We start from the raw sequence: 25,931 nt of genomic DNA on the forward strand, positions 1-25,931 counted from the left end.
TCGTTCCATACGTCCACACGGTGCGAAGGTGATCAGTATGTCTGCCCGGCGCGCTACCGTGACGCCCGCGCGCCTGATCCGTACCCGAGGAGCCCGACCGTGCACCGTTTCCCGCCCGCCGAGGCCGAGATCGGCGAGGAACTGGCCGCGGTGCGGCCCGGCCTGGTCCCACGGTACGCGCGCGAACTGAGCGGCGCGCGGGCGTCCGTGCTGACCCGGCTGTGGCGCGCGCTGGCCCACGAGCCGCTGCCGTGGATCACCGGGCGGGAACGGGTGCGGGACGGGCTGGTGCTCCGGCTGTCCGACGGCCGCGTGCTGCACGGGCCGGCGGCGGACCCGTACGTGACGTCCGCGTACGTCACCGCCGTGCGCCTCGGTTCCACGGCCTACGACGATCCGGCGCGGCTGACGACCGCGCTCGCGGTGCCGCACGGTGACGCGTTCGCCGCGGAACTGGCGCACAGCGTCGCCTCGCTGGCCCTGTCACGGGCAGGTCAGCCGCCCTGTACCGTCCCTGTCCCCGCCGACCGCCCCGAGCAGTGGCCGGTCGCGGACTGGGAGTGGGAGCAGCGGGTGGTCGACGGTCATCCCTTCCACCCCAACTGCCGTGCCCGGCCCGGCTTCTCGGTGGCCGAACAGCTCGCGTACGGGCCCGAGCACCGGCCCGTGGTGGAGCTGGGGCTGGTACCCGTCCCGGAGCGGGAGTGCCTGGTGAGCGGTGCGTGGCCCGAGGAGTTGCGGGACGGCGGGCGGCTGCTGATCCCCATGCACCCGTGGCAGGCGGAGCACGTCCTCGGACGGCCCGGCGGGGGCGCCGGGCTCACCGCGCACCCGCTGATGTCGCTGCGCACCCTGGCCCTGCCGGACGGGCGGCACGTCAAGACGGCTCTCTCGGCGCGTCTGACGTCCTCGGTGCGGGACATCTCGGTCGCCTCGGTCGCGGCCTCGGCGGCCTTGTCGGCCTTCGCCGAAGAGCTGGCGGGGCGTACCGGCGGTCTGCTGCACCTCACCCGCACCCTGGGGGCGGCCACCGCGCACTCCCCCGATCTGGCGGCCCTGTGGCGCGAGTCGCCGAAGACGTGCACGGGCCCCGGCGAGCACGTGCTCCCGGTGGCGGCACTGCCCGTGACCGGTCTGCCCGCATCGCCGTCCTGGCTGGCCGGATTCACGCGGCTCGCGCTCAGTGCGGGCCTGCGTCTGCTGGAGCTGGGCGTGGCCCTGGAGGCGCACGGCCAGAACCTGCTGGTCGTCCTGTCCGACGCCGGCGCCCCGCTGCGTCTGGTCTACCGCGACGTCGCCGACATCAGGGTGAGCCCGGCGCGGCTGGCCCGGCACGGCATCACCGTCCCCGGCCTCCCGGCCCGCAACCTCACCGACGACCCGACGGCGCTGCGCCGCAAGTTGTTCGGTTCGCTGGTCGCGGGTGCCCTGGCCGGGACGGCGGGCTCGGGGCCCGCGCTGAGCGCAGCGGTGGACACGGCCGTGCGGGACCTGCCGCGCACCCCCGACGTGCGGGCCCTGACCGAGGAGCCGCTGCCCGCCAAGGCGCTGACGCTGATGCGGCTGTCGCCCGGCACGCCCGGCGACCAGTGGACGGAGCTGCCCAACCCGCTCGTTTTGGTCCCACCCCCTTCCGATCAATAAGATCCGCCGATGATCACAAGACAACGGCTGGCGGCAGGAGTCTGTGCTCTGCTCGCCGCCCTGACGGCCGGGATCGCCTTTCCCGCCGGCGCGGTCGCCGATGAGCCGGACGGGCAGGCCGCGCCGAAGGTCGAACTCGTCCTGGACGTCAGCGGTTCCATGCGCACACGGGACATAGACGGCGGGTCGCGGATGGCCGCGGCCAAGCAGGCGTTCAACGAGGTGCTCGACGCCACCCCCGAAGAGGTCCAGCTCGGCATCCGCACCCTCGGTGCCGACTACCGTGGCAACGACCGCAAGACGGGCTGCAAGGACACCGCGCAGCTCTACCCGGTCGGCCCGCTGAACCGCACCGAGGCCAAGACGGCGGTGGCCACGCTCGCGCCGACCGGCTGGACCCCGATCGGTCCCGCGCTGCAGAAGGCGGCGAGCGACCTCAAGGGCGGTGACGGCACCCGCCGCATCGTCCTGATCAGTGACGGCGAGGACACCTGCCAGCCGCTGGACCCCTGCGAGGTGGCGCGCGAGATCGCGGCCCAGGGCATCGGCCTGACCATCGACACGCTGGGCCTGGTGCCGGACGCCAAGACCCGGGACCAGCTCAGCTGCATCGCGGACGCGACCGGCGGCACCTACACCTCCGTCCGGCACAAGGAGGAACTCTCCGACCGCGTAGGCCAGTTGGTCGACCGGGCCGCCGATCCGGTGGTGACGCCGGTCGCCGCCGAGGGTGCGGCCGACTGCGCCAAGGCGCCGGTGCTGAAGTCCGGCCTGTACACGGACCGCGAGGAGTTCGGGCAGCAGCGCTGGTACCGGGTGGACGTGAACCCGGGGCAGGAGCTGCGCGCGGCGGTCAGCGTCGCCGACGACCGCGCCGTGCACCCGGACTACGGGGTGCTGCTGCGGGCGGTGACCGTGCACGGCCGGGAGATCGTGCGCGGCGAGGCGGCCGGCACCGGCCGCACGGACGTCGCCTCGACCGGCCTTCGCTACCCGAAGGCGAAGAGCGACGACGACAACGCCCCGGCGGAGACGGTGTGCCTTCAGGTCACCAACTCCTTCGCGGCGGCGGACGGGGTCAAGACCACACCGGGTCTGCCGCTGGAGCTGACCGTCGACGTCGTGGACGCCCCGAGCAAGGCGAGTGACGTGGCGGCGTTCGGGCTGGGCCGCGGCTGGTGGCTGCTCGGCGTCCTGGTGCTGGTCGGCTTCCTCGCCGGACTTGTCTGGGGCTGGCTGTCGCGCTGGCGGGTGGCGATCTGGAGGACGAACTGATGCGTCTCACACGTGTGTTCAGCGGCGCGCTGCTGGCGCTGGGACTGGCGGCGGCCCCCGCGGTGGCCGACTCCTCCCCCTCCGCGAGCCCGTCCGGTGACAGCAAGGCCCCGTCCCAGGCGGGCACATCGTTCCGTACGGCCACGGAGATCGAGCAGGGGCAGCAGGCCACGGCGAGCGGTTCCACGGGCGACTACCTGTACTGGTCGTTCCCCGCGGACGCCGGGCAGCGGCCCACCGTCCACGCGACGGTCAAGCTGCCGGACAAGCACACCACGCAGACCTGGCAGATCGACGTCTACGACGGCCTGCGGCGCCGCCAGTCGTGCCAGTACGGCGCCCAGACGCGTACCGCCGAGGCCGGTACGCCCTCCGTGGAGCTGGCCTGCGTCCTGCGCACGGTCCGCGCCTGGTCGGAGCCGTGGGCCAACGACCCGCTGCCCGGCACGTACTACATCCGGCTCACGGTGGTCGGCATGCAGTCCTCCGACCTCGGTCTGCCGGTGAGCGCCGAGGTGAAGGCGGACTCCAAGCACATCGGCGGCGCGGCGGCCGTGGACGGCTCGCTGGCGAAGCCGCTGGTGCCGGGCATCGCGGTCAAGTCGCAGCAGGACGGCGGCGGTTCGGGCGACAGCGGTGGCGGTTCGGCGACCAGGAAGCCGGCCGTGCTGTCGAGCATCGAGCCCGACGACGGCTGGTCCTCGGGCTGGTGGTCCGACCGGTGGGTGTGGACCGGGATCGGTGCGGTGCTGGCCGCGCTCGCGGGCATCGGCGGGTACGCGCTGACCCGCGGGTCCGGGCGGCCCTCGCGGGTGCCGCCGGGCGCCTGACGCCTCATCGGCCGGTAGCACGGTAAAAGCCCGTCGGCGCCAGTAGTCCCACAGAAGCCCGTCCCCCAGGGGGCGGGCTTCTCGTCACGCTTCCCGCAGCGCTTTGGCCAGGGCGCCGTCGCCGGTGACCGTCACCCGGCCGTCGCGCACCGCGTCCGCGAGGCCCAGTTCACCGCGTGCGAGGGCCGTGCAGGTCGGGGAGTCGAGGGCGAGCCGGGCGTCGGGGTCGCGGGGAGCGGGCCCGTCGCCGTACGGGCCCGGCCGCGCGCCCGTGCTCGCGCCCCCGCCGTCGCCCGCCCGGCCGCCCTCCGCCCCGCCGACGTACAGGTGGAAGACGCCTTCCTCCAGCAGCACCTCGACGAGCCCCTCGCCCTCCAGCGCGCGCAGCAGGGGCAGCGCGAACCAGTGCGCGCGCACGGCGTCGGTGGGCCGCGGCTCGCCCAGCTCGGCCTGCCCCCACTCCCCCAGCGCCTGCAGCACCGGCAGCAAGTCACGTCCTCGCGGAGTCAGTTCGTAGACGTAGGCGGCCCCGGGAGGGGGCAGCCGGCGCCGGCTCGCCAGCCCGTCCCGCTCCATGTCCTTCAGCCGCGAGGCGAGGACGTCGGTGCTCACCCCCGGCAGATCGGCGTGCAGATCCGTGTAGCGGCGGGGACCGGCCAGCAGTTCCCGCACGATCAGCAGGGTCCACCGGTCGCCCACGGCGTCTAGCGCACGGGCGGCGGAGCAGTACTGGTCGTAGCTTCGGCGAGGTGACATGCGACGCAGTCTAGACATGTTGTTGGACTTTCCAAGCTCACACTTGGTAAAACCAAGCATCACCACGAACCGGAGGGGCGCATGGAGTTCCGGCAGTCGAGCAAGCTCAACGAGGTCTGTTACGAGATCCGCGGCCCGGTGATCGAGCACGCCAACGCGCTGGAGGAGGCGGGCCACAGCGTGCTGCGCCTGAACACGGGCAACCCGGCGCTCTTCGGCTTCGAGGCGCCGGAGGAGATCGTCCAGGACATGATCCGGATGCTCCCGCGGGCGCACGGCTACACGGACTCGCGCGGCGTCCTCTCCGCCCGCCGTGCGGTCGCCCAGCGCTACCAGGAGCGGGGCCTGGAGGCCGGCGTCGACGACGTCTTCCTCGGCAACGGCGTCTCGGAGCTGATCTCCATGGCCGTCCAGGCCCTGCTGGAGGACGGCGACGAGGTCCTGATCCCCGCGCCGGACTACCCGCTGTGGACGGCCGTGACCACGCTGGCGGGCGGCAAGGCGGTCCACTACCTGTGCGACGAGCAGGCCGACTGGTACCCGGACCTGGACGACATGGCGTCGAAGATCACCGACCGCACCAAGGCGGTCGTGATCATCAACCCGAACAACCCCACGGGCGCCGTCTACCCGAAGGAGGTCCTGGAGGGCATCCTCGACCTCGCCCGCAGGCACGGCCTGATGGTGTTCGCCGACGAGATCTACGACCAGATCCTCTACGACGACGCCGTGCACCACTCGACGGCCGCTCTCGCGCCTGACCTGGTGGTCCTGACGTTCTGCGGCCTGTCGAAGACGTACCGCGTGGCGGGCTTCCGCTCCGGCTGGCTGGTCGTGACCGGCCCCAGGCAGCACGCGAAGGACTACCTGGAGGGCCTGACCATGCTGGCCTCCATGCGCCTGTGCCCCAACGCCCCGGCGCAGTACGCCATCCAGGCCGCGCTCGGCGGCCGCCAGTCCATCCGCGAACTGACCGTGCCCGGCGGCAGGTTGCACGACCAGCGCGACGTGGCCTGGAAGAAGCTCAACGAGATCCCCGGCGTCTCCTGCGTCAAACCCAAGGGCGCGCTGTACGCCTTCGCGCGCCTCGACCCGGCCGTCCACAAGATCGACGACGACGAGAAGTTCGTCCTGGACCTCCTCCTGCGCGAAAAGATCCAGATCGTCCAGGGCACCGGCTTCAACTGGCCCTCCCCGGACCACTTCCGCATCCTGACGCTGCCTCACGCGGACGTACTGGAGACGGCGATCGGGCGGATCGGGCGGTTTCTGGGCGGGTATCGGCAGTAGGCCCCGAAATCCGGTCAGCACCGGTGAACCGCGTGATGCTGCAGCTACAGCACCGACGACGGCCCCTCCTGCGTCGAGGTCGCCCACACGCCCCGGACCCTCCACGTACGCGACTCCAAGACGAAGCAGGGCCCCGGCTCGCCTTCCCCGCACCGCAGTGGTCCGCGTTCGTCTCGTACGCCGCGCATCGCTGACGTACCAGGTGCTGCCGAGCGGCCGTCTGGCCCAATCCGTTCTGCGGGCCGTCGGCCGGGTGTGGGACGGTTCTGGCACAGGCGGCTGGAAGGGACGGCGGGCGTGGGTGATCTCTTTCTCGTCCGGCACGGGGAGACCGCGTGGTCGCGGTCCGGGCGGCACACCGGGTGGACGGACGTGCCGCTGACCGAGCACGGGCGTCAGGAGGCGCGGCGGCTGGTGCCGCTGATCCGGTCGCACCGGATCGGCGCCGCGTTCGTCAGCCCGCTCCAGCGGGCCCGGGAGACGGCCGAGCTGGTCGGCGTCACCGACGCCACGGTCGACGCGGACCTGCGGGAGTGGGACTACGGCGGCTACGAGGGGATCACGACCCCCGAGATCCAGCGCTCCCGGCCGGGCTGGTTCCTGTTCACCGACGGGGTCGTGCCGGGGGCGCCCGAGCATCCCGGGGAGAGCGTGGAGCAGGTCGGGGAGCGCGCCGACCGGATGCTGGCCAAGGTGGACGCCGCCTTCGCCAACACCGAGGGGGTCGTGCTGCTGGTGGCCCACGGGCACTTCCTGCGGGTGCTCACCGCTCGGCGCCTCGGTCTGCCCCCGTCGTCGGGCGCCCTGTTCCAGCTGGCCACGGGCACGGTGTGCCGGCTGGGCACGGAGCACGACCGGCCGGTCATCGCGGGGTGGAACATCCGGCCGACCGCGCCGTCCTGATCACGGCCAGGCCCGTCCCGTTGGCGGCCGACGGCGTTGTCAGACCCGGGTCGTAGTCTTCGAGTGGGCCTGGAGCGGTGTCTCCACGGTCCGCTCGATCAGGCTGATTCGCAACAATTCGGGGAGGTTGGACGCCGTGGCACGACCGCCGACGGCCGCTCAGCGCCGCGTCATCGACGCCGCCGATCCCGTGACCGGCCGGGTGCGGGGCACGCAGGCCCAGCTCGCGGCGCTGGTGAAGCGGGGGCTGGCCTTCCGGCACCCGCGCCCGCCGCACGACCACTTCCTGACCCCGGCCGGGCACCGTATACGCGAGGCGGAGCCCGAGCCCGCGGGCTCCGCCGAGGAGGTGGTGACGGCCCCCTCCCCTGCCGGTGTGTTCGCCGCCCGGGTCGGGGGCGAGGAGGAGGCGTACGACTCGTCCGCGCGGGCGCGCGAGGTGCACAGCGCGTGGCAGGGGCTCCTTGAGCTGCGCCGGATGACCGACGCGGACGGCAGGGCCGAGCGGCCGTGCGGCTGGGAGCGCGCGCACCTGGTGCGGGCCGCCGCGCTCGCCCTGGAGGCGGCCGGGCACCGTCCGGCGGGGCCCGCGGCCGACGACGGGTACCGGGTGCGGGCGACCCCGCAGCCGGAGGCGGTCGCCGTGTACGCGCCGGACGCGGAGTTGCTGCGGGCCTGCGCGGTGACGCTGGAGCGGGCGGGCTGGCAGGCCGGGGAGTGCACCGAGCCGCGGACCCGCCGCCGGTATCTGCTGGCGTCCCCGCGCCGGGTGTGAGGGGCGTGACCGGCGTGACCGGCCTGACCGGCGTGCCAGGATCGGTCGTCGGAACATGACAGGCGTGAGGCGCGAGAAGGGGATGCAGTGAGCGAGCCGTTTTCCGTCCCGGTGACCGTCCGGGGGTACGAGACCGATGTGCAGGGCCATCTCAACCAGGCGGTGTACCTCAACTACGCGGAGCACGCCCGCTGGTCGCTGCTGCGGGCGGCGGGGATCAGCCAGGCGGACCTCATCGCCACGGGGGTCGGACCGGTGACGCTGGAGACGACCATCAGCTACCGGCGGGAACTGCTCGCCGGTGAGGAGGTCGAGGTGACCTGCGCCTTCGAGTGGGGCGAGGGAAAGACCTTCCGGATACGGCAGGCCGTGCGGAAGGCCGATGGCACGGTGGCGGCCGAGATCACCGCGGTCGGCGGGCTGCTGGACCTGAAGGCGCGCAGACTGGTGGCCGATCCCCAGGGCCGGTTCAAGGAACTTGCTTCCGACCCCGCGCTGTTCGGGCTCTGAGCCGTCCGCGGCGAACGCCTGGAGGGGCAGGCACGGGGGTGCCGTGTCCTGCCCCTCCTAGGCGGCGCCGTCAGTGCGCGGCGGCCGGCTGGGCCGCGTCCGCGAGGTCCGTGCCCGCCTCCATCGGGTGCGTGACGTCCTCCGCGTCGCGTCCCTTGCCGATGTGGTTGAAGAGCAGGTTCAGCAGGACGGCCACGACGCAGCCGGTGGAGATGCCCGAGTCGAGGACGATGCGGGCCGTCTGCGGGAAGGCGTGGTAGAACTCCGGCGCCGTGATCGGGATGATGCCGGCGGCGAGCGACACGGCGACGATCAGGACGTTGTTGTCCTTGTCGAGACCGGCCCGCACCAGGGTCTGGATGCCGCTCGCGGCGACCGAGCCGAACAGCACCACGCCCGCGCCGCCGAGCACCGGGCGCGGCACGACGGCGATGAGGGAGGCGGCGGTCGGGCACAGGCCCATCAGGACCAGGAAGCCGCCGCCGACGGCGACCACGTAGCGGCTGCGGATGCGGGTCATGGCGACCAGGCCGATGTTCTGCGCGAAGGCGCTGCACATGAAGCCGTTGAACAGAGGGCTGAGGGCGGAGCCGAGGGTGTCGGCGCGCAGGCCCGCGGCGATGGTCTTCTCGTCGGCCGGGCGTTCGACGATCTCACCCAGGGCGAGCATGTCGGCGGTGGACTCGGTCATGCAGACCACCATCACCACGCACATCGACAGGATCGCGGCGAGCTGGAACTGCGGGCCGCCGAAGTGGAACGGGGTGGGGAAGCCGACGATCTGGGCGTCGGCGACCGGGCTGAAGTCCGTCGCGCCGAACGGTATGGCTATGACCGTGCCCGCTATCAGGCCGATCAGGACGGCGATCTGTTTGACGAAGCCGCGGGTGAAGCGGCGCAGCAGCAGGACGATGAGGAGGGTGATGCCGGCCAGGGCCAGGTTGGTCGTCGAACCGTAGTCGTGGGCGGCCGGATTCGGGCCCTGGGCCCAGCCGAAGGCGACGGGCAGCAGGGAGACGCCGATGAGGGTGATCACGCTGCCGGTGACGACCGGCGGGAAGAAGCGGATGCCCTTGCAGAACAGGGGTGCGAACAGGAAGCCGAGGAGTCCGGCGACGATGACCGCGCCGAAGATGATCGGCAGCGCGTCGGACTTGTCCTTGGTGGAGGCGACGATCGCGGTCATCGGGGCGACACCGCCGAAGGTGACGCCGTTGACGAAGGGCAGCCGGGCGCCGATCTTCCAGATGCCGAGGGTCTGCAGGAAGGTGGCGAGGCCCGCGGTGAACAGGCAGGCGCCGGTGAGGAAGGTGAGGTCGGTGGCGGAGAGGCCGATGGCCCCGCCGACGATCAGGGGTGGGGCGACGACACCGGCGTACATGGCGGCCACGTGCTGCAGGCCGGTGGTCGCCATCTTCAGGGCGGGGAGTTTCTCGTCGACTGGGTGGACGAGTGTCTCGTCCTCGACGGTCTGTGCGGTCACGGCGGCTCCTCCGGTCGGTTTTCACGTCGGCTCTGACGTGGGTGTCAAGGAGGTGGTGCGTGGTGCTGTGGTCGTGCGGGACCGTGGGCGGGCCGCTGGGGGCCCTGGGGAGGGCCTGGCCGTCGAGCCCTGGGGCGGCCCCTCGTCGGGGCCCTGGGGAGGCGAACGGTGACCGTTCCGGGGCGTGCGCGTCCACGCACGCCCCGGAGCCGGCCGCCGCGGACCCCGCTCGGGTCCACGGCTACCGGCCGGGAGCCGTCCCTCCCGGCCGGAGTTCTTCCCTGTCCAGCGCCCTGTGCGGTGATGGGGTCGGCGCTGGGCAGGTGATCGGGTCAGCGCTGGGCGGCGATCCGGGCCAGGCGCTGTGCCTCCGCACGGGTGGCGTGGGCGATGGCGTCCTCGTCGGCGTGCAGCAGGCGGCCGTCCTCGACGATCTGCCGGCCGTTCACGAAGGACGCCGTGACCGGTGCCGCGGCGCCGAACACCAGCGCGGTCACCGGGTCGGCGATGGAGGCGTGGGCCAGCGTGTCCAGCTTCCACAGCACGAGGTCGGCGAGCTTGCCCGCCTCCAGCGAGCCGGTCTGCTCGGCCCGGCCCAGCACCTGGGCGCCGCCGTAGGTGCCCAGGCGCAGCGCCTGGCGTGCGTTGAGCGCCGCCTCGCGGTGTGCGCCGAGGCGGTTGATCAGGAGGGCGTTGCGCAGTTCGGTGTGGAGTTCGCCGGACTCGTTGGAGGCGGTGCCGTCGACGCCGAGGCCGACCGGGACGCCGGCCCTGAGCATGTCGGGGACCCGGGCGATGCCCGCCGCGAGGCGGGCGTTGGAGGACGGGCAGTGCGCGACGCCGGTCTTCGTGCGGCCGAAGGCGGCGATGTCGGAGTCGGTCATGTGGACGCAGTGCGCCATCCACACGTCCTCGCCCAGCCAGCCCGTCGACTCGAAGTAGTCGGTGGGGCCCATGCCGAACAGCTCGTGGCAGAACTTCTCCTCCTCCACGGTCTCCGAGCCGTGGGTGTGCAGGCGCACGCCGAGCCGGCGGGCCAGTTCGGCGCCCTGGCGCATCAGTTCGGTGGAGACGGAGAAGGGCGAGCAGGGGGCCACGGCCACCTGGGTCATCGCGTCGAAGGAGGCGTCGTGGTGCTTCTTGACGGTCTCCTCGGTGGCGGCGAGGGCGCCCTCCAGGGTCTCGACGGCGAAGTCGGGCGGCAGGCCGCCGTCCTTCTCGCTGCGGTCCATCGAGCCGCGGGCCAGCGTGAAGCGGACGCCCATCTCGGAGGCGGCCCGGATGATCGCGCCGGACAGGTCGCCGGAGCCCTGCGGGTAGACGTAGTGGTGGTCCATGGCGGTGGTGACGCCGCCGCGGGCCATCATGGCGAGCGACCCCTGGGCCGCGGCGTACGCCATCTCCTCGTCGATGCGCGCCCAGGTGGGGTAGAGCGCGACGAGCCAGTTGAACAGGTTGTGGTCGGTGGCCAGGCCCCGGGTGATCCACTGGTAGAAGTGGTGGTGGGTGTTGACCAGACCGGGCGTGACCAGGTGGCCGCGCGCGTCGATACGGCGTACGACGTTCTCCAGGCCCGTGGGGGCCTGGCCGGCGCCGACCGACTCGATCCTGTTGCCGGCGATGACCAGGTGTCCCGACGCGTACTCGGTGTCGTCCGCGTCGACGGTCGCGATCGCACAGTTCTCGATGACGATGCGCTGGGCTGCCGATGGTGCCATGGCGCTTCCTTGTCTTTCAGTGGCGGCCCGTGGACGGGGAGCCCACGGGAAGGGCACGGCAGGACCCTAGGAGGATTTGAGTGCCGGAGCCGTGCGGCTCCGGGTGCCGAGATGGTGGAAGAACAGGTTGAGCAGGACCGCGACGATCGCTCCGGCGCTGATCCCGGAGCCGAGGACGGTCTGCGCCCAGGCGGGGAATTCGGCGTAGAAGGTGGGCGCGGCGAGCGGGATGATGCCGGCGCCGAGCGCGACGGCCACCAGGATGATGTTGGAGCTGTCGTCGAGTCCGGCCTCGGAGAGCGTACGGATGCCGCTGACCGCGATCGAGCCGAACAGGACGATGCCCGCGCCACCGAGGACCGGCATGGGGACCAGGGAGACGACCGCGCCGAGCACCGGGAAGGCACCGAGGACGAGCAGGGCGCCACCGGCGACGGCGACGACGTAGCGGCTGCGGACCCGGGTCAGCGAGACGACGCCGACGTTCTGCGCGAAGGCGGAGGTGGGGAAGCCGCCGAAGACGGGGCCGACCAGGGTGGCGATGCCGTCGGTGCGCAGGCCGCGGGTGATGGTGCGGGCGTCGGCGCGGCGGTCGCAGATCTCGCCGAGGGCGAGCATGCCGGCGCTGGACTCGGTCATCAGGACCAGCATCACGATGCACAGCGACAGGATGGCCGCCGGCTGGAAGACGGGGGCGCCGAAGGCGAACGGGGTGGGCAGGGCGGCGAGAGGGGCCGACTTGATGCCGCTGAAGTCGGCCATGCCGAACGGGACGGCGGCCAGGGTGCCGACCAGCAGCCCGAAGAGCAGGGCGACCTGCTTGACGAAGCCTTTGCCGAAGCGCTGGATCAGCAGGATGACGACGAGGGTGAACGCGGCGAGCGCGAGGTTCTTCATGGCGCCGAAGTCGGCGGCACTCTTGTCGCCGCCCTGGGCCCAGCCGACCGGCACGGGCATCAGCGTGACGCCGATGAGCGTGATCACCACGCCGGTGACCAGCGGCGGGAAGAACCGGAGCAGCCGGCCGAAGAACGGTCCGACGGCCAGGCAGAACACGCCCGCGACCATCACCGCACCGTAGATGGCGGGGAGTTGGTGGCCCTTGGAGTTGGTCTCGGCGATCGCGAGGATGGGCGCGATGCCGGCCGAGGAGGCGGCGTTCACGAACGGCAGGCGGTTGCCGACGACACCCTTGACGCCGACGGTCTGCAGGATGGTCGCCACGCCGGCGATGAGCAGCGAGGCGGCGATCAGCCGGGTGCGGGCCGCGATGTCGAGTCCGCAGGCCTGGCCGATGATGAGCGGAGGAGTGACAACGCCTGCGTACATCGCGGCGATGTGCTGGAGAGCGGCGGGGACGAGCCGCGAGGGGTGGAGCTTCTCGTCCACCGGGTGCACGGACGTGACGGCGTCCTCGGTGTGCACCGGCGGGGTGGAACAGGAGCCTTTCGCCGGCTCCGTTGCAGGCTGTGCCATGGTGTTCCCTCCGGTGTGGCGCGCCACCGGCCCCGGTGGCCGGGGCCGGTGGCGCGCGTCCCGCGTCAGAGGTTGGTCATGTCGACCGGAATGAGCTGCTCGGCGCCGTCGCGCAGGATGGTGGCCTCGATCAGGCCGTAGGGGCGGTCGGCGGCGTAGTAGACGGCGCCGTCCTTGGCGTCGTTGTCGATCCCGAAGGGCGACAGGTCCGAGCGGAAGTGGTGCTTGTTGGGCATCGAGAAGCGGATCTCGTCGACCTCGTCGCGGGAGTTCAGCACCCGCACGCCCATCTCGAAGAGGGTCTGCTGGAGCGAGTACGAGTAGGTCTCGGCGAACGCCTGCAGCGCGTGCTTGCGCACTCCGCTGTACGAGCGGTCCCAGTCGGGGGCGTGCGAGTCGATGCCGTCCCAGTTGTGCCGCCACCAGGTGGAGACGGTGGTGGCGAGGATGCGGTCGTAGTCCTCCTGGAGGGTGGTGTACTTGTCCTTCAGGAAGCCGAAGAACTCGGAGTTGGTCGAGTTCAGGACGGTCAGGTCCTTGAAGCCGGAGAGCACCTGGATGCCGTGGCCGTCGTAGGTGATCTGCGCGACGCGGGTCTCCTGGCCCTTGCGGACGAAGGAGTGGGCGATCTCGTCGGAGCCGACGAAGCGGGCGCCGCCCTTGGAGGTCTCGATCCGCTCCCAGCCGTACTCCTCGACGCGGATGCGGGCCTGGTGGATCGGCTCGTTGTCGTCCACGAAGTGACGGGCGAGCTTGGCGCCGAAGTCCTCGGCGCTCTGGATCCCGTGCTCCTTGGCGAAGGCGAACACCGTGTTCTTGGTGGTGTCGGTCGGCAGGACGTTGGCGTTGGAACCGCTGCGGTGGACCTCCTCCATGTCGCCGGAGAGGGCGACGGAGACGTTCAGGTCCTTGATGTGGTGCGTGTCGCCGTCACGCGTGATCTTGACGACGCGGTTCTCGGCCTTGCCGTACTGGTTCTGTCCCAGGACGAAACGGGTCATGGTGTCGGTCAGCTCCCTCGGTAAACGGAGTAGCCGAACGGGTTGAGCAGCAGCGGAACGTGGTAGTGCTCACCGGGCACCACCGCGAAGGCGATGGTGACCTCGGGGAAGAACACCGGCCGGCCGTTCTCGCTGTCCCGGAGCGCGGGGGCGTCCTGCTGGGCCGCGGCTTGTTTCTTGGCGAAGTACGTCTCGGTCTCGAACACGAGCCGTACGTGTGTGGTCCCCTCCGGCAGTGCCGGGAGGTCCTTGCACCGCCCGTCGGCGTCGGTCGCGGAGCCGCCGAGTGTCTGCCAGTCCGCTTCCGCGCCCGAACGGGCGAAGAGCTGGACGGCGACGCCCTCGGCGGGGCGGCCGGCACTGGTGTCCAGGATGTGCGTGGACACTGAGGCGGTGGTCTCGGTGCTCATGGTTTCCTCTTCGGGCGTCTTCGAGCGGGTGCTCAGGCGTCTTCGAGCAGGCGCGCGAGCCGGATCCGGTTGATCTTCCCCAGCTCGGTGCGGACGATCTCCCGCTCCTGCTCCGGCGCGTTGCCGATCCGCTCCTTGACCGCGTCCCGCATCTGCTCGGCGGTCCTGCCGGTGGCGCAGATGAGGAACACATGGCCGAACTTCTCCTGGTAGGCCAGGTTCAGTTCGAGCATCTCCGCCTTGAGGTCCTCGCAGGCGCCGGCCATGCCGCTCTGTTCGCGGGCGGAGGTCGGGTCACCGGGCTTGGGGCGGCCGATCGGGGGGTGGCCGGCCATGGCCTGTGCGAGGTCCGCCGCCGTCAGCTCGGCCATGGCGGCGTCACTGGCGGCGTAGAGGTCCTCGGCACCGGCACAGGGACGAGCGGCGAGCAGTCGCTCGGCCCATGCCGTGGAGGCGCACGCCTCCAGGAGCTCGGAGCGGGCCGCGGCATCCGGGAGGGTGTTGAAGCGGGCGAGGCCCGACGGCGTGGAAGTCGTAGTCACGGGAGCCTCCGTGGCCGCGAACGGCCTGTGTGCTGAACGGGCTGCGGATAGCTAACGCCCTCCGAAACATCACGTCAACACTTTGTTGAAAATTCTGAGGAAACCCTGGAACACCCGCCCGCCCCGCTCCCGTTCCGGGCTGTTCAGCCTTCCTTCTCCCGGTTGAGGTAGTTGTAGACGGTGAAGCGGCTGACGCCCAGCGCGCTCGCCACGGTCTCCACCCCGTGCCGCACGGCGAAGGCGCCGCGCGCCTCCAGGACCCGTACGACCTCCTGTTTGGCCCTGCGGTCCAGGTCCGCGAGCGGCATGCCCCTGCGGCGCTCCATGGCGGCCAGGATGTGGTCGAGGGAGTCGGCGAGCTGGGGCAGGCGCACACCGACGGCGTCCACCCCGTCCCAGGCGAGCACGACGTCGTCGGGTCCGGCCTCGTCGGGCGGGAGCAGCTCGCCGCCGATCGCGTCGACCAGCGGCTTCACGGCCGCGATGAAGGGCTCCTGACCGCTCACCTATCACCCTCCCCGATCACGTTGACCTGGAGCGAGATCCGGGTGGCGCCGGCTTTCAGGCTCCTGCGCAGCAGGGCGTCCACGGCGCCGAGGACGGCGTCGGCGCCGCCCTCGGCGGTGTTGCCGAAGGGGCCGACGTCCACGGCGTCCAGTTCGGCGGCCTCGACGACCTCGCGGGCCACCACCGCGTGCGCGGGCGCCTCGTCCAGGTCGAAGGGTTCGGTCGTGAACTCCACTCTCAATCGCACGCGCTCAACCTAACGCGCAAGGCCGGTTTTCGGGCGGCCTCCGGCGGCCCGGAGTCCGCCGGCCGCCCGCCCCCTCTTGACAAGCTCCGACACCCGACGGCAATCTTCCAGTAAGCAGAAACGAACTTCCGTAATACGGAATTGCAAGAACGGAAGGGAGCGCGACCCCGATGGGATTCGCAGACCAGCGCTTCAACGTCAACCTGTCGATCCTCTTCACGGAACTCCCGCTCCTGGAGCGCCCCGCGGCCGCCGCCGCGGCCGGCTTCACCGCGGTCGAGCTGTGGTGGCCCTGGGTCGACGCCCCCACCCCCGAGCAGTCCGAGCCCGACGCCCTCAAGAAGGCGATCGAGGACGCGGGCGTCCAGCTCACCGGGCTGAACTTCTACGCCGGGCAGCTCCCGGGCCCCGACCGCGGCGCGCTGTCGGTCCCGGGCACGGAGTCGGAGAAGTTCCGTGCCAACATCGACGTGGCCATCGCCTTCGGCCAGTCGCTCGGCTGCACCACGTTCAACGCGCTCTACGGCAACCGCGTCGAGGGCGTGGACCCCGCCGAGCAGGACGCGCTCGCCCTGGAGAACCTGGTCCTGGCGGCCCGTGCCGTCGGCGCCGTCGGCGGCACGATCCTGATCGAGGCGCTGAACCGGCCCGAGTCGCCGCTGTGCCCGCTGGTGAGCGCGCCCGCCGCGATCGAGGTCGTGGACAAGGTGAACGCGGCCACCGGCCTCGGCAACGCCAAGTTCCTGATGGACCTGTACCACCTGTCGATGAACGGCGAGGACCTGCCGTCGGTGATCGAGCAGTACGCGTCGAAGACCGGCCACGTGCAGATCGCCGACAACCCCGGCCGCGGCGCCCCCGGCACCGGCTCCCTCCCCCTGGAGGAGCTGCTCGACCAGCTGAAGAAGGCCGGTTACGACGGCTGGGTCGGCCTGGAGTACAAGCCGGGCGACCGGCCGAGCGCCGAGGCCTTCGACTGGCTGCCGGCCGAGGCCCGCGCGGCCCGCTGACCTTCCGACACAGCACAGTTCTTCAGAGAGGCACCCCTGTCATGAGCACTCTTCCCAAGGTTTCGTGGATCGGCCTCGGCATCATGGGCTCCCCCATGTCCGAGAACCTGATCAAGGCGGGCTACCAGGTCACCGGCTTCACGCTGGAGCAGGAGAAGCTGGAGCGCCTCGCCGCCGCCGGCGGCACCGCGGCCGGCTCGATCGCCGAGGCCGTCCAGGACGCCGACGTGATCATCACGATGGTGCCCGCCTCCCCGCAGGTCGAGGCGATCGCCTACGGCCCGGACGGCATCCTGGAGAACGCCAGGTCCGGCGCGCTGCTGATCGACATGTCCTCGATCACCCCGCAGACCTCGATCGACCTGGCAGAGGCCGCCAAGGACAAGGGCATCCGCGTCCTGGACGCCCCCGTCTCCGGCGGTGAGGCCGGCGCCGTCGAGGCCGTACTGTCGATCATGGTCGGCGGCGAGCAGGCCGACTTCGACCAGGCCAAGCCGATCTTCGACGCCCTCGGCAAGACCATCGTGCTGTGCGGTCCGCACGGCTCGGGCCAGACCGTGAAGGCGGCCAACCAGCTGATCGTCGCCGTGAACATCCAGGCGTGCGCCGAGGCCGTGGTCTTCCTGGAGAAGTCCGGCGTGAACCTCGCCGCCGCCCTGGACGTCCTCAACGGCGGCCTGGCCGGCTCCACCGTGCTGACCCGCAAGAAGGACAACTTCCTGAACCGGGACTTCAAGCCGGGCTTCCGCATCGACCTGCACCACAAGGACATGGGCATCGTCACCGACGCCGCCCGCAACGTCGGCGCGGCCCTGCCCGTCGGCGCCGTGGTCGCCCAGCTGGTCGCCTCGCTGCGCGCCCAGGGCGACGGCGGCCTGGACCACTCGGCCCTGCTGCGGGCCGTGGAGCGCCTCTCCGGCGCCCAGGTCTGACCCGGTGCTGTGACCGGGGAAGATCCGCCGGCCACAGCACCAGCCTGCCGGTCCCACAGCTCCGGGGGACGCCGCCGCCGACACCTGTCCTGTCGCGCCCAGGCGGCGGCGTCCACCCGGTCCGCACCCGGCAGCAGTCCCGATCAGGAATTCAACAAACTGTTGACGTCCCGTTCGCCCAAACCTAGGCTCCACGAAGCGGAAACAAGTTTCCGCTGCCCCCGCATGGAAGGTCCACGATGTCGCAGCGCGTGCTCACGACAGAGTCCGGCGCCCCGGTCGCCGACAACCAGAACTCCGCCTCCGCCGGCGTCGGCGGTCCGCTCCTCCTCCAGGACCAGCACCTCCTGGAGAAGCTGGCGCGCTTCAACCGCGAGCGCATCCCGGAGCGCGTGGTGCACGCCCGCGGTTCCGGCGCCTACGGCCACTTCGAGGTGACCGACGACGTCACCGGCTTCACCCACGCCGACTTCCTGAACACGGTCGGCAAGCGCACCGAGGTGTTCGTGCGCTTCTCCACCGTGGCCGGCAACCTGGGCGCCGCGGACGCGGTGCGCGACCCGCGCGGCTTCGCGGTGAAGTTCTACACCGAGGAGGGCAACTACGACCTCGTCGGCAACAACACCCCGGTGTTCTTCATCAAGGACCCGATCAAGTTCCCCGACTTCATCCACACCCAGAAGCGCGACCCGTTCACCGGCAAGACCGAGCAGGACAACGTCTGGGACTTCTGGGCCAACTCCCCCGAGGCCACGCACCAGGTGACCTGGGTGATGGGCGACCGCGGCATCCCGGCCTCGTACCGCCACATGGACGGCTTCGGCTCCCACACCTACCAGTGGACGAACGCCAAGGGCGAGGGCTTCTTCGTCAAGTACCACTTCAAGACGGACCAGGGCATCCGCTGCCTGACCAACGAGCAGGCCGCCGAACTGGCGGGCAGCGACGCGGACTCGCACCAGACCGACCTGCTCCAGGCGATCGAGCGCGGGGTGCACCCCTCCTGGACGCTGTACGTGCAGATCATGCCGGCGGCCGAGGCGGACAACTACCGCTTCAACCCGTTCGACGTGACCAAGGTGTGGCCGCACAAGGACTACCCGCTCAAGCGCGTGGGCCGCATGGCGCTGGACCGCAACCCGGACAACGTGTTCGCCGAGGTCGAGCAGGCCGCGTTCTCCCCGAACAACTTCGTGCCGGGCATCGGTCCGTCGCCGGACAAGATGCTCCAGGGCCGCATGTTCGCCTACGCGGACGCCCACCGCTACCGCCTGGGCGTCAACCACACCCAGCTCGCGGTGAACGCCCCGAAGGCGGTGCCGGGCGGCGCGAACAACTACGGCCGCGACGGCTTCATGGCGTCCAACGCCCAGGGCCGTGACGCCAAGAACTACGAGCCGAACTCCTACGACGGCCCGGTCGAGACCGGCCGCCCGCTGTCGGCCCCGCTGGCGGTCTCCGGGCACACCGGCACCCACGAGGCCCCGCTGCACACCAAGGACGACGACTTCTTCCAGGCGGGCGAGCTGTACCGCGTCATGTCGGAGGCGGAGCGGGAGCGGCTGGTCGCCACCATCGCCGGCGGCCTCTCGCAGGTCTCCCGCAACGACGTCGTCGAGAAGAACATCGCGCACTTCCACGCCGCCGACCCCGAGTACGGCAAGCGTGTGGAGGCGGCGGTCCGCGCCCTGCGCGAGGACTGACCACGAGCCGCGTCCGGAGTCCTGACGGGGAGGTCGGGACCCGGACGCGCAACGCCCCGCGCGGGCGTCGGGCGACCCGGATGAGGGGTGGTCGCCGGACGGCCCGCGCGGTCAGGGCGAGGACCGCGGCGGCTGCGAGCCAGTGCGGTGGTGAAGGTCCCGGGACCGCCTTCTCGACCAGAGGGAAGGCCTCCCGGACCGTCGCACCCGCCGCGGTCCCAGCCCCCTGCCCCGCCCCGGCGGGGCCCCAGACCCCGTCCGGCGGCGCGAATGTCCTGTCGCGCCCAGTCTCGCGTCGTCGGACGGTCTCCACAACCGAACACCTCACCGGCCGGACGGCGCCGGATGCGGACGGTCCCGCATCCGGCGCCGTCCGGTCTCGCGCGTTCCCGCCCTGTCCGGCCTCCCCCGCGTTCCCGGGGTGCGGGCCGGCTCCGCCGGCAGGAGTCTGGGGGCATGGACCACGGTACCCAGCATCCGCACATCGTCGTGCACTCCCCCGCGCTGGACGGTTCCCGGCGGGTCACCGAGGACGACGTGACCCTCGGACTCGCCTCGCACCTGGACGACGTCGTCGAGATCCTCCGGCTGGCCGACCTGGACCGCATCGAGGTCGAGGAGAGCGACCTCATCGAGTGGCAGGGCGGCGGACCGGACGAGTGGCCCGGCATGTCGGAGCACGGAGAGACCTGAGGACGCCGGCCGCGCCCGCCGCAGCCGCCCGGCACCCACCCCGCAGCGGCCCCACACCCGCCCCCCGCGCCCCCCTGCCGCGTACCGCACAGGGCGTAGGGCGGCTACGCCATGCTCAAATCAAGCTCTGAACCGGGCCGGGACAGGCTTCGGCCCCTGGCCGGACCGGGCAGTCATCCGGCAGCGGGGGCCCGCCGGCACGGGGGCGGCGGGCCCCCGGTCCCACCGCCGGCGCCCGATGACCGGCCGTCAGTCCGGCCGTCAGTCCGGCCGTCAGTCCGGCCGTCAGTCCGGCCGTCGGTTCTGCGGACACCCGAGACGACGACACCGCCACCACCACCGACCTCACCGACGACGGCTCGTGCGTCGACGTCACCCTCCCGGACGGCGTCGACGTCCCCGGCGTCGCGCACGTCCTGGTCGAGCCCTGCTGCAGTACGCCCGGAAGCAGTCGACGGCCCGTCCCCCCGAAGCCGGGGGGACGGGCCGTCCGTCGTGCGTCAGCCCCTCGGCGGCCGTGTCTTCGGCCGTGAGGGTGCCGTGTCTCAGGCCTTCAGGGTCCTGATGGCCGTGGGCGCGTGCTGCGGCTCGGTGGCCAGCTCCTCGAACTCCACGACGTTGCCGATGTCGTTGGTGCCCGACATGGAGATGTTGGTGACGCGCTCCAGGATCGCCTCGACGACGACCGGGACCTGGAACTCGGCGGCCAGCTTCTTGGCCTCCTCGAAGGCGGCGCCCAGCTCGTTCGGGTCGGTCACCCGGATCGCCTTGCAGCCCAGGCCCTCGGCGACCTTCACGTGGTCGACGCCGTAGACGCCGAGTTCGGGCGAGTTGATGTTCTCGAACTCCAGCTTGACCTGGAAGTCCATGTCGAACCCGCGCTGCGCCTGGCGGATCAGGCCCAGGTAGGAGTTGTTCACCAGGACGTGCACGTAGGGGATCTTGTGCTGGGCGCCGACGGCCAGTTCCTCCAGCATGAACTGGAAGTCGTAGTCACCGGACAGGGCGACGACCGGGGACTCCGGGTCGGCCTTGGCGACGCCGAGGGCGGCCGGGACGGTCCAGCCGAGCGGGCCGGCCTGGCCGCAGTTGATCCAGTGCCGCGGCCGGTAGACGTGCAGCATCTGCGCGCCGGCGATCTGGGAGAGGCCGATGGTGGAGACGTAGCGCGTCTCCGGGCCGAAGGCCTTGTTCATCTCCTCGTACACGCGCTGCGGCTTGATCGGGATGTCGTCGAAGTGCGTACGGCGCTGGAGCGTGGCCTTCTTCTCCTGCGCGGCGGCGGACCAGGCGGAGCGGTCGGGCAGCCTGCCCGCCGCCTTCAGCTCCTTGGCCACCTCGACGAACAGTTCCAGCGCGGCCTTGGCGTCGGAGGCGATGCCGTAGTCGGGGGCGAAGATCTTGCCGATCTGGGTGGGCTCGACGTCGACGTGGACGAACTTGCGGCCGGCCGTGTAGACGTCCAGCTTGCCGGTGTGGCGGTTGGCCCAGCGGTTGCCGATGCCGAGGACGAAGTCGGACTCCAGGAAGGTCGCGTTGCCGTAGCGGTGCGAGGTCTGCAGGCCGACCATGCCGGCGTTCAGCTCGTGGTCGTCGGGCAGGATGCCCCAGCCCATCAGGGTCGGCACGACAGGGGTGCCGGTCAGCTCGGCGAACTCGACCAGCAGGTCGGCGGCGTCGGCGTTGATGACGCCGCCGCCGGCCACGATCAGCGGCCGCTCGGAGGCGTTGAGCAGCGTGATCGCCTTCTCGACCTGGGCGCGGGTGGCGGCCGGCTTGTAGACCGGCAGCGGCTCGTAGGTCTCCGGGTCGAACTCGATCTCCGTCATCTGGACGTCGATCGGCAGGTCGATCAGGACCGGGCCGGGGCGGCCGGAGCGCATCAGGTGGAAGGCCTGCTGGAAGACGCCGGGGACCTGCGCGGCCTCCAGGACGGTGACCGCCATCTTGGTCACCGGCTTGGCGATGGAGGCGATGTCGACGGCCTGGAAGTCCTCCTTGTGGATCACGGCGGTCGGGGCCTGGCCCGTGATGCACAGGATCGGGATGGAGTCGCCGATGGCCGAGTACAGGCCGGTGATCATGTCGGTGCCGGCCGGCCCCGAGGTGCCGATGCAGACGCCGATGTTGCCCGGGTGCGTGCGCGTGTAGCCCTCGGCCATGTGCGAGGCGCCCTCGACGTGGCGGGCGAGGGTGTGGCTGATGCCTCCGGAGGCCTTGAGCGCCGCGTAGAAGGGGTTGATCGCCGCGCCCGGCACACCGAACGCGTCGGTGACGCCCTCGCGCTTGAGGATCTCAACTGCCGCGCGGGCAGCGGTCATACGAGCCATCGAGTACTCCTGCTTCGGCTGTCTTCTGCTGTCTCGGCTGCCGGATTCGCACTCCGTCGCGCCCCGCGGTGAGCTTCTTCCGTACTTCCGTATAGCGGAAAGTAGTTTCTACGATCTGGAAGCAATGTAAGGCGGTGCTCGGAGGCCGTCAAGGGAGTCGGGCGGGGAAGGCCGCCGGAGGGCATGCGTGAGCGCCCGCCGGACGCATGCCCGGCGGGTCGAACAGAGGGAGTCGATGGAGGTGAGCCGACGGGGGCTAGGTTGCCGACAGGGGCGAGACCGCCGTCGGAGGCGAGACCGCCGACAGGGGCGAGACCGCCGTCGGGCGTGGGACCGCGTCGTGCGGCCGGCCGTGGCGGCTACGCCCGGACGGGGCCGGACGGGGCCGTCCGGGCTGCCCCGGTACGGCGGCGGCCGGGACGGGCGGTCCGTCCCGGCCGGCGGGAGCGGCGCCCCGCGTCCACTCATCCGTGACGCGGGTTCTCCGGAGGCGCTGCCGCGGTGCGGGCGCCGGTCACGGCGACGGCACCGCCGTGGCTTCGGCGCAGTTCGACCTTGCGCACCTTGCCGGACACGGTCATCGGGAAGGAGTCCAGGACGGACAGCCGGCTGGGCACCTTGTAGTGGGCCAGCCGGCCCTCACAGAAGGCGCGGATCTCCTCCAGCGTGGGCGGGTCGGCCGCGTCGAGCGGGATCACGCAGGCCAGCACTTCCTCGCCGTACCGCGCGTGCGGCACCCCGACGACCTGGACGTCGCGGATCTTCGGGTGGCCGTAGAGGAACTCCTCGATCTCGCGCGGGTAGATGTTCTCGCCGCCCCGGATGATCATGTCCTTGATGCGGCCGACGATCTCCACGTAGCCGTCCTCGCGCAGCACGGCGAGGTCGCCGGTGTGCATCCAGCGGCCCGCGTCGACGGCCTCGGCGGTGCGCTCGGGTTCCTCCCAGTAGCCGAGCATCACGCTGTAGCCGCGGGTGCACAGCTCGCCCGCCGTGCCGCGCGGCAGGGTGACCCCGGTGGCCGGGTCGACGACCTTGACCTCCAGGTGCGGCAGGACCCGGCCGACGGTGGCCGTGCGGTGTTCGAGGTCGTCGTCCACGCGCGTCTGCAGGGACACCGGGGAGGTCTCGGTCATGCCGTAGCAGATGGAGACCTCGGCCATGTGCATCTCGGCGACCACCCGTTTCATCACCTCCACCGGGCAGGGGGAGCCCGCCATGATGCCGGTGCGCAGGGTGGAGAGGTCGTATGCGGCGAAGCCGGGGAGGCCCAGTTCGGCGATGAACATGGTCGGGACGCCGTACAGCGAGGTACAGCGCTCCCGTCGGACGGCCTCCAGGGTGGCCTCCGGGTCGAAGGAGGGGCCCGGGATCACGACGCACGCGCCGTGCGAGGTGGCCGCGAGGTTGCCCATCACCATGCCGAAGCAGTGGTAGAAGGGCACGGGCACGCAGATGCGGTCCCGCTCGGTGTAGGCGACCGACTCCCCTACGAAGTAACCGTTGTTGAGGATGTTGTGGTGGGAGAGGGTGGCACCCTTCGGGAAGCCGGTGGTGCCCGAGGTGTACTGGATGTTGATGGGGTCGTCGCAGGACAGTCCGGCGGCGCGCAGCCGCAGTTCGTCCGCGTGGCCGGGCGCCCCGCGCGCGATCAGCGCGTCCCAGGTCGGGTCGCCGATGTAGACGGTCTCGGCCAGGGCCGGGCAGGCACCCCGCACTTGCTCGACCATCGCCCGGTAGTCGCTGCTCTTGTGCCGCGGGGTGGCGAAGAGCAGGCGGACGCCCGCCTGCTTCAGGACGTACTCGACCTCGTGGGTGCGGTAGGCCGGGTTGATGTTGACCATGATCGCGCCGACGCGGGCGGTGGCGTACTGGACCAGCATCCACTCGGCGCAGTTGACGGCCCAGATGCCCACCCGGTCGCCCTTGGCGACGCCGGTCGCGAGCAGCGCGTACGCCAGCCGGTCGACGTCGGCTGCGAACTCGGCGTAGGTCCAGCGCCGTCCGGAAGGGACGTCGACGAGCACCTCGCGGTCGGGCCAGGCGGCGACGGCGCGGTCCAGGTTCGCGCCGATGGTGTCGCCGAGCAGGGCGGTGTCGCCGGTCCCGTGGGTGTACGACAGGGCGGAGGTCACCGGAAGTCCTCCTCGCGGTACTCGTGGTCGGAGCCCTGGGCGGTGGCCTCGCGCAGTTCGATGCGGCGGATCTTGCCGGAGACCGTCTTGGGCAGGTCGCCGAACTCCAGGCGGCGCAGCCGCTTGTAGGGGGCGAGGATGCGGCGCGAGTGCTCGAAGAGCACCTCGGCGGTGCCGGGTCCCGGCTCCCAGCCCTCGGCGAGCACCACGTACGCCTTGGGCACGGCCAGGCGCAGCTCGTCCGGGGCGGGCACGACGGCCGCCTCGGCCACCGCCTCGTGCTCCAGCAGGGCGCTCTCCAGCTCGAACGGGCTGATCTTGTAGTCGGAGGCCTTGAAGACGTCGTCGGAGCGGCCGATGTACGTCAGGTAGCCGTCCGCGTCCCGGGAGGCGACGTCGCCGGTGCGGTAGTAGCCGCCGGCCATGGCCTCGGCGGTGCGGTCGGCGTCGCCGTGGTAACCGGCCATCAGGCCGACGGGGCGCGCGGAGAGGTCGAGCGCGACCTCGCCCTCGTCGGCGCCCGGCGCTCCGGAGACCGGGTCGAGCAGTTCGACGCGGAAGCCGGGGCTGGGCCGCCCCATGGAGCCCGTCTTCAGCACCTGGCCGGGGCTGTTGGAGACCTGCACGGCCGTCTCGGTCTGCCCGAACCCGTCGCGGACGGCGACGCCCCAGGACCGCCGGACCTGCTCGATGACCTCGGGGTTGAGCGGCTCGCCCGCGGCGACGACCTCGCGGGGCGGGGTGCCCAGCAGGCTCAGGTCGGCCTGGATGAGCATGCGCCACACGGTCGGCGGGGCGCAGAACGTGGTGACGCCGGCCCGGTCCATCTCGGACATCAGCCGGACGGCGTCGAAGCGCGTGTAGTTGTGGATGAAGACGGTCGCCTCGGCGTTCCACGGGGCGAACAGGTTGGACCAGGCGTGCTTGGCCCAGCCCGGCGAGGAGATGTTCAGGTGCACGTCGCCGGGTTTCAGGCCGATCCAGTACATGGTCGCCAGGTGCCCGATCGGGTACGAGGTGTGGGTGTGCTCGACCAGCTTGGGACGGGCGGTGGTACCCGAGGTGAAGTAGAGCATCAGCGGGTCGTCGGCCAGGGTGGGGCCGTCGGGGAGGAATTCCGCCGGGGCTGCGTAGACGTCCTCGTAGGGTTCCCAGCCCTCCTCGGGCACCCCGCCGACCGAGATGCGGGTGTAGGCGCCGGGCACATCGGCGAACTTGGCGGTGTCCTCGGCGCGCACGATCACGTGCTTGACCCGGCCGCGCTCCACGCGGTCGCGCAGGTCGGCGGGGCCGAGCAGCGGGGTGGCGGGGATGACGACCGCCCGCAGCTTCATCGCGGCGAGCGCCGTCTCCCACAGCTCGGCCTGGTTGCCGAGCATGACGAGGACGCGGTCCTCGGCCGCGACGCCGCGCGCCCGCAGCCAGTTCGCGGCGCGGTCGGAGCGTTCGGACAGCTCGGCGAAGGAGAGGCGGACCTCGCTGCCGTCCTCCTCGACGATGTGCAGGGCGGTGCGGTCGTTGCCGTCGGCGATGACGTCGAACCAGTCCAGTGCCCAGTTGAAGTGCTCGGGGCGGGGCCACTGGAAGCCGGCGTAGGCCGTGGTGTAGTCCTCACGGTGTTCCAGCAGGAAGTCCCGTGCTCCGCGGAAGGTCTCCGTCGCCGTCGTCATCTGTCCTCCATGTGCGGTCCAGCATCCGGACCATTGCCGTGCGGCTCGGCTCCATCGTGTAATCCGTGATGCAGGTCTCACCACCCCCGAA

At 71.5% G+C, this 25,931-nt stretch carries 23 protein-coding genes; 11 read left to right on the plus strand and 12 right to left on the minus strand.

Annotated features, from left to right (window positions below; genetic code table 11):
* Nucleotides 1-99 precede the first annotated feature (99 nt).
* The 3 genes from AB0G56_RS24540 to AB0G56_RS24550 are packed head-to-tail and all read left to right on the plus strand — an operon-like array spanning nt 100 to nt 3,749.
* Nucleotides 100-1,644 (plus strand): IucA/IucC family siderophore biosynthesis protein, encoded by a 1,545-nt coding sequence (locus AB0G56_RS24540; RefSeq protein WP_360972727.1) that lies wholly within the window; start codon nt 100-102, stop codon nt 1,642-1,644.
* A 9-nt stretch (nt 1,645-1,653) separates the two neighbouring features.
* Nucleotides 1,654-2,919: a VWA domain-containing protein gene (locus AB0G56_RS24545; RefSeq protein WP_360972729.1), complete on the plus strand. Its 1,266-nt coding sequence runs from the start codon at nt 1,654-1,656 to the stop codon at nt 2,917-2,919.
* Entirely contained in the window at nt 2,919-3,749 is an 831-nt protein-coding gene (locus AB0G56_RS24550) for a hypothetical protein (RefSeq protein ID WP_360972731.1), read from the plus strand. The genes AB0G56_RS24545 and AB0G56_RS24550 overlap by 1 nt, the downstream gene beginning before the upstream one ends.
* Before the next feature lie 84 nt (nt 3,750-3,833).
* Here AB0G56_RS24550 and AB0G56_RS24555 read toward each other — a convergent pair whose 3' ends face one another.
* A complete protein-coding gene (locus tag AB0G56_RS24555; protein ID WP_360972733.1) occupies nt 3,834-4,505 on the minus strand; it encodes a winged helix-turn-helix transcriptional regulator in 672 nt (223 codons plus the stop codon).
* 81 nt (nt 4,506-4,586) lie between these two features.
* Between AB0G56_RS24555 and AB0G56_RS24560 the strand changes: the two genes are divergently transcribed.
* From AB0G56_RS24560 to AB0G56_RS24575, 4 genes are all read left to right on the plus strand, one after another.
* On the plus strand, nt 4,587-5,795 hold the full coding sequence (locus AB0G56_RS24560) for a pyridoxal phosphate-dependent aminotransferase (RefSeq protein ID WP_360972735.1): 1,209 nt from the start codon (nt 4,587-4,589) through the stop codon (nt 5,793-5,795).
* Between the two features lie 297 nt (nt 5,796-6,092).
* Entirely contained in the window at nt 6,093-6,698 is a 606-nt protein-coding gene (locus tag AB0G56_RS24565) for a histidine phosphatase family protein (RefSeq protein WP_360972737.1), read from the plus strand.
* 136 nt (nt 6,699-6,834) lie between these two features.
* Nucleotides 6,835-7,473 carry a hypothetical protein gene (locus AB0G56_RS24570; protein ID WP_360972739.1) on the plus strand — a complete coding sequence of 213 codons (639 nt, stop codon included), beginning with the start codon at nt 6,835-6,837 and terminating at the stop codon, nt 7,471-7,473.
* An 87-nt stretch (nt 7,474-7,560) separates the two neighbouring features.
* Complete coding sequence (locus tag AB0G56_RS24575; RefSeq protein ID WP_360972741.1) at nt 7,561-7,983, plus strand: acyl-CoA thioesterase; 423 nt, start codon at nt 7,561-7,563, stop codon at nt 7,981-7,983.
* A 70-nt stretch (nt 7,984-8,053) separates the two neighbouring features.
* On the opposite strand, the gene AB0G56_RS24580 is transcribed toward AB0G56_RS24575, so the two are convergent.
* From AB0G56_RS24580 to AB0G56_RS24615, 8 genes are all read right to left on the minus strand, one after another.
* Entirely contained in the window at nt 8,054-9,466 is a 1,413-nt protein-coding gene (locus tag AB0G56_RS24580; RefSeq protein WP_360972743.1) for a nucleobase:cation symporter-2 family protein, read from the minus strand.
* A gap of 332 nt (nt 9,467-9,798) precedes the next feature.
* Nucleotides 9,799-11,184, minus strand: coding sequence for an 8-oxoguanine deaminase (locus tag AB0G56_RS24585; RefSeq protein ID WP_360972745.1), 1,386 nt, complete (start codon nt 11,182-11,184; stop codon nt 9,799-9,801).
* Between the two features lie 66 nt (nt 11,185-11,250).
* Nucleotides 11,251-12,660, minus strand: coding sequence for a nucleobase:cation symporter-2 family protein (locus tag AB0G56_RS24590; protein ID WP_360972747.1), 1,410 nt, complete (start codon nt 12,658-12,660; stop codon nt 11,251-11,253).
* A gap of 65 nt (nt 12,661-12,725) precedes the next feature.
* Nucleotides 12,726-13,661, minus strand: a complete 936-nt coding sequence (gene pucL, locus AB0G56_RS24595; protein ID WP_360972749.1) for a factor-independent urate hydroxylase — start codon at nt 13,659-13,661, stop codon at nt 12,726-12,728.
* An 8-nt stretch (nt 13,662-13,669) separates the two neighbouring features.
* Complete coding sequence (gene uraH / locus AB0G56_RS24600) at nt 13,670-14,071, minus strand: hydroxyisourate hydrolase (protein WP_360972751.1); 402 nt, start codon at nt 14,069-14,071, stop codon at nt 13,670-13,672.
* 32 nt (nt 14,072-14,103) lie between these two features.
* Complete coding sequence (gene uraD / locus AB0G56_RS24605) at nt 14,104-14,613, minus strand: 2-oxo-4-hydroxy-4-carboxy-5-ureidoimidazoline decarboxylase (RefSeq protein ID WP_360972753.1); 510 nt, start codon at nt 14,611-14,613, stop codon at nt 14,104-14,106.
* 143 nt (nt 14,614-14,756) lie between these two features.
* Nucleotides 14,757-15,119, minus strand: a complete 363-nt coding sequence (locus tag AB0G56_RS24610; RefSeq protein WP_360972755.1) for a helix-turn-helix domain-containing protein — start codon at nt 15,117-15,119, stop codon at nt 14,757-14,759.
* Nucleotides 15,116-15,367, minus strand: a complete 252-nt coding sequence (locus AB0G56_RS24615; RefSeq protein WP_360972757.1) for a hypothetical protein — start codon at nt 15,365-15,367, stop codon at nt 15,116-15,118. The genes AB0G56_RS24610 and AB0G56_RS24615 overlap by 4 nt, the downstream gene beginning before the upstream one ends.
* Before the next feature lie 170 nt (nt 15,368-15,537).
* On the opposite strand from AB0G56_RS24615, the gene AB0G56_RS24620 reads away from it, so the two are divergent.
* The 4 genes from AB0G56_RS24620 to AB0G56_RS24635 all read left to right on the plus strand — a co-directional run bounded on the left by AB0G56_RS24620 (nt 15,538) and on the right by AB0G56_RS24635 (nt 19,705).
* Entirely contained in the window at nt 15,538-16,377 is an 840-nt protein-coding gene (locus tag AB0G56_RS24620; RefSeq protein ID WP_360972759.1) for a TIM barrel protein, read from the plus strand.
* A 41-nt stretch (nt 16,378-16,418) separates the two neighbouring features.
* Nucleotides 16,419-17,309: a 2-hydroxy-3-oxopropionate reductase gene (locus AB0G56_RS24625; RefSeq protein WP_360972761.1), complete on the plus strand. Its 891-nt coding sequence runs from the start codon at nt 16,419-16,421 to the stop codon at nt 17,307-17,309.
* A gap of 239 nt (nt 17,310-17,548) precedes the next feature.
* Entirely contained in the window at nt 17,549-19,012 is a 1,464-nt protein-coding gene (locus AB0G56_RS24630; protein ID WP_360972763.1) for a catalase, read from the plus strand.
* 456 nt (nt 19,013-19,468) lie between these two features.
* Nucleotides 19,469-19,705 carry a hypothetical protein gene (locus AB0G56_RS24635; RefSeq protein WP_360972765.1) on the plus strand — a complete coding sequence of 79 codons (237 nt, stop codon included), beginning with the start codon at nt 19,469-19,471 and terminating at the stop codon, nt 19,703-19,705.
* A gap of 545 nt (nt 19,706-20,250) precedes the next feature.
* On the opposite strand, the gene gcl is transcribed toward AB0G56_RS24635, so the two are convergent.
* The 3 genes from gcl to AB0G56_RS24650 form a co-directional block, all read right to left on the minus strand.
* Nucleotides 20,251-22,035 carry a glyoxylate carboligase gene (gene gcl / locus AB0G56_RS24640; RefSeq protein ID WP_360972767.1) on the minus strand — a complete coding sequence of 595 codons (1,785 nt, stop codon included), beginning with the start codon at nt 22,033-22,035 and terminating at the stop codon, nt 20,251-20,253.
* A 464-nt stretch (nt 22,036-22,499) separates the two neighbouring features.
* Nucleotides 22,500-24,170: an AMP-binding protein gene (locus tag AB0G56_RS24645; protein WP_360972769.1), complete on the minus strand. Its 1,671-nt coding sequence runs from the start codon at nt 24,168-24,170 to the stop codon at nt 22,500-22,502.
* Entirely contained in the window at nt 24,167-25,840 is a 1,674-nt protein-coding gene (locus AB0G56_RS24650) for an AMP-binding protein (RefSeq protein ID WP_360972771.1), read from the minus strand. Before AB0G56_RS24650 ends, AB0G56_RS24645 begins: the two co-directional genes overlap by 4 nt.
* Nucleotides 25,841-25,931: the final 91 nt, after the last annotated feature.

Origin of the sequence: Streptomyces sp. NPDC021356, assembly GCF_040641015.1 — a bacterium.
In the GTDB taxonomy this organism is placed as follows: domain Bacteria; phylum Actinomycetota; class Actinomycetes; order Streptomycetales; family Streptomycetaceae; genus Streptomyces.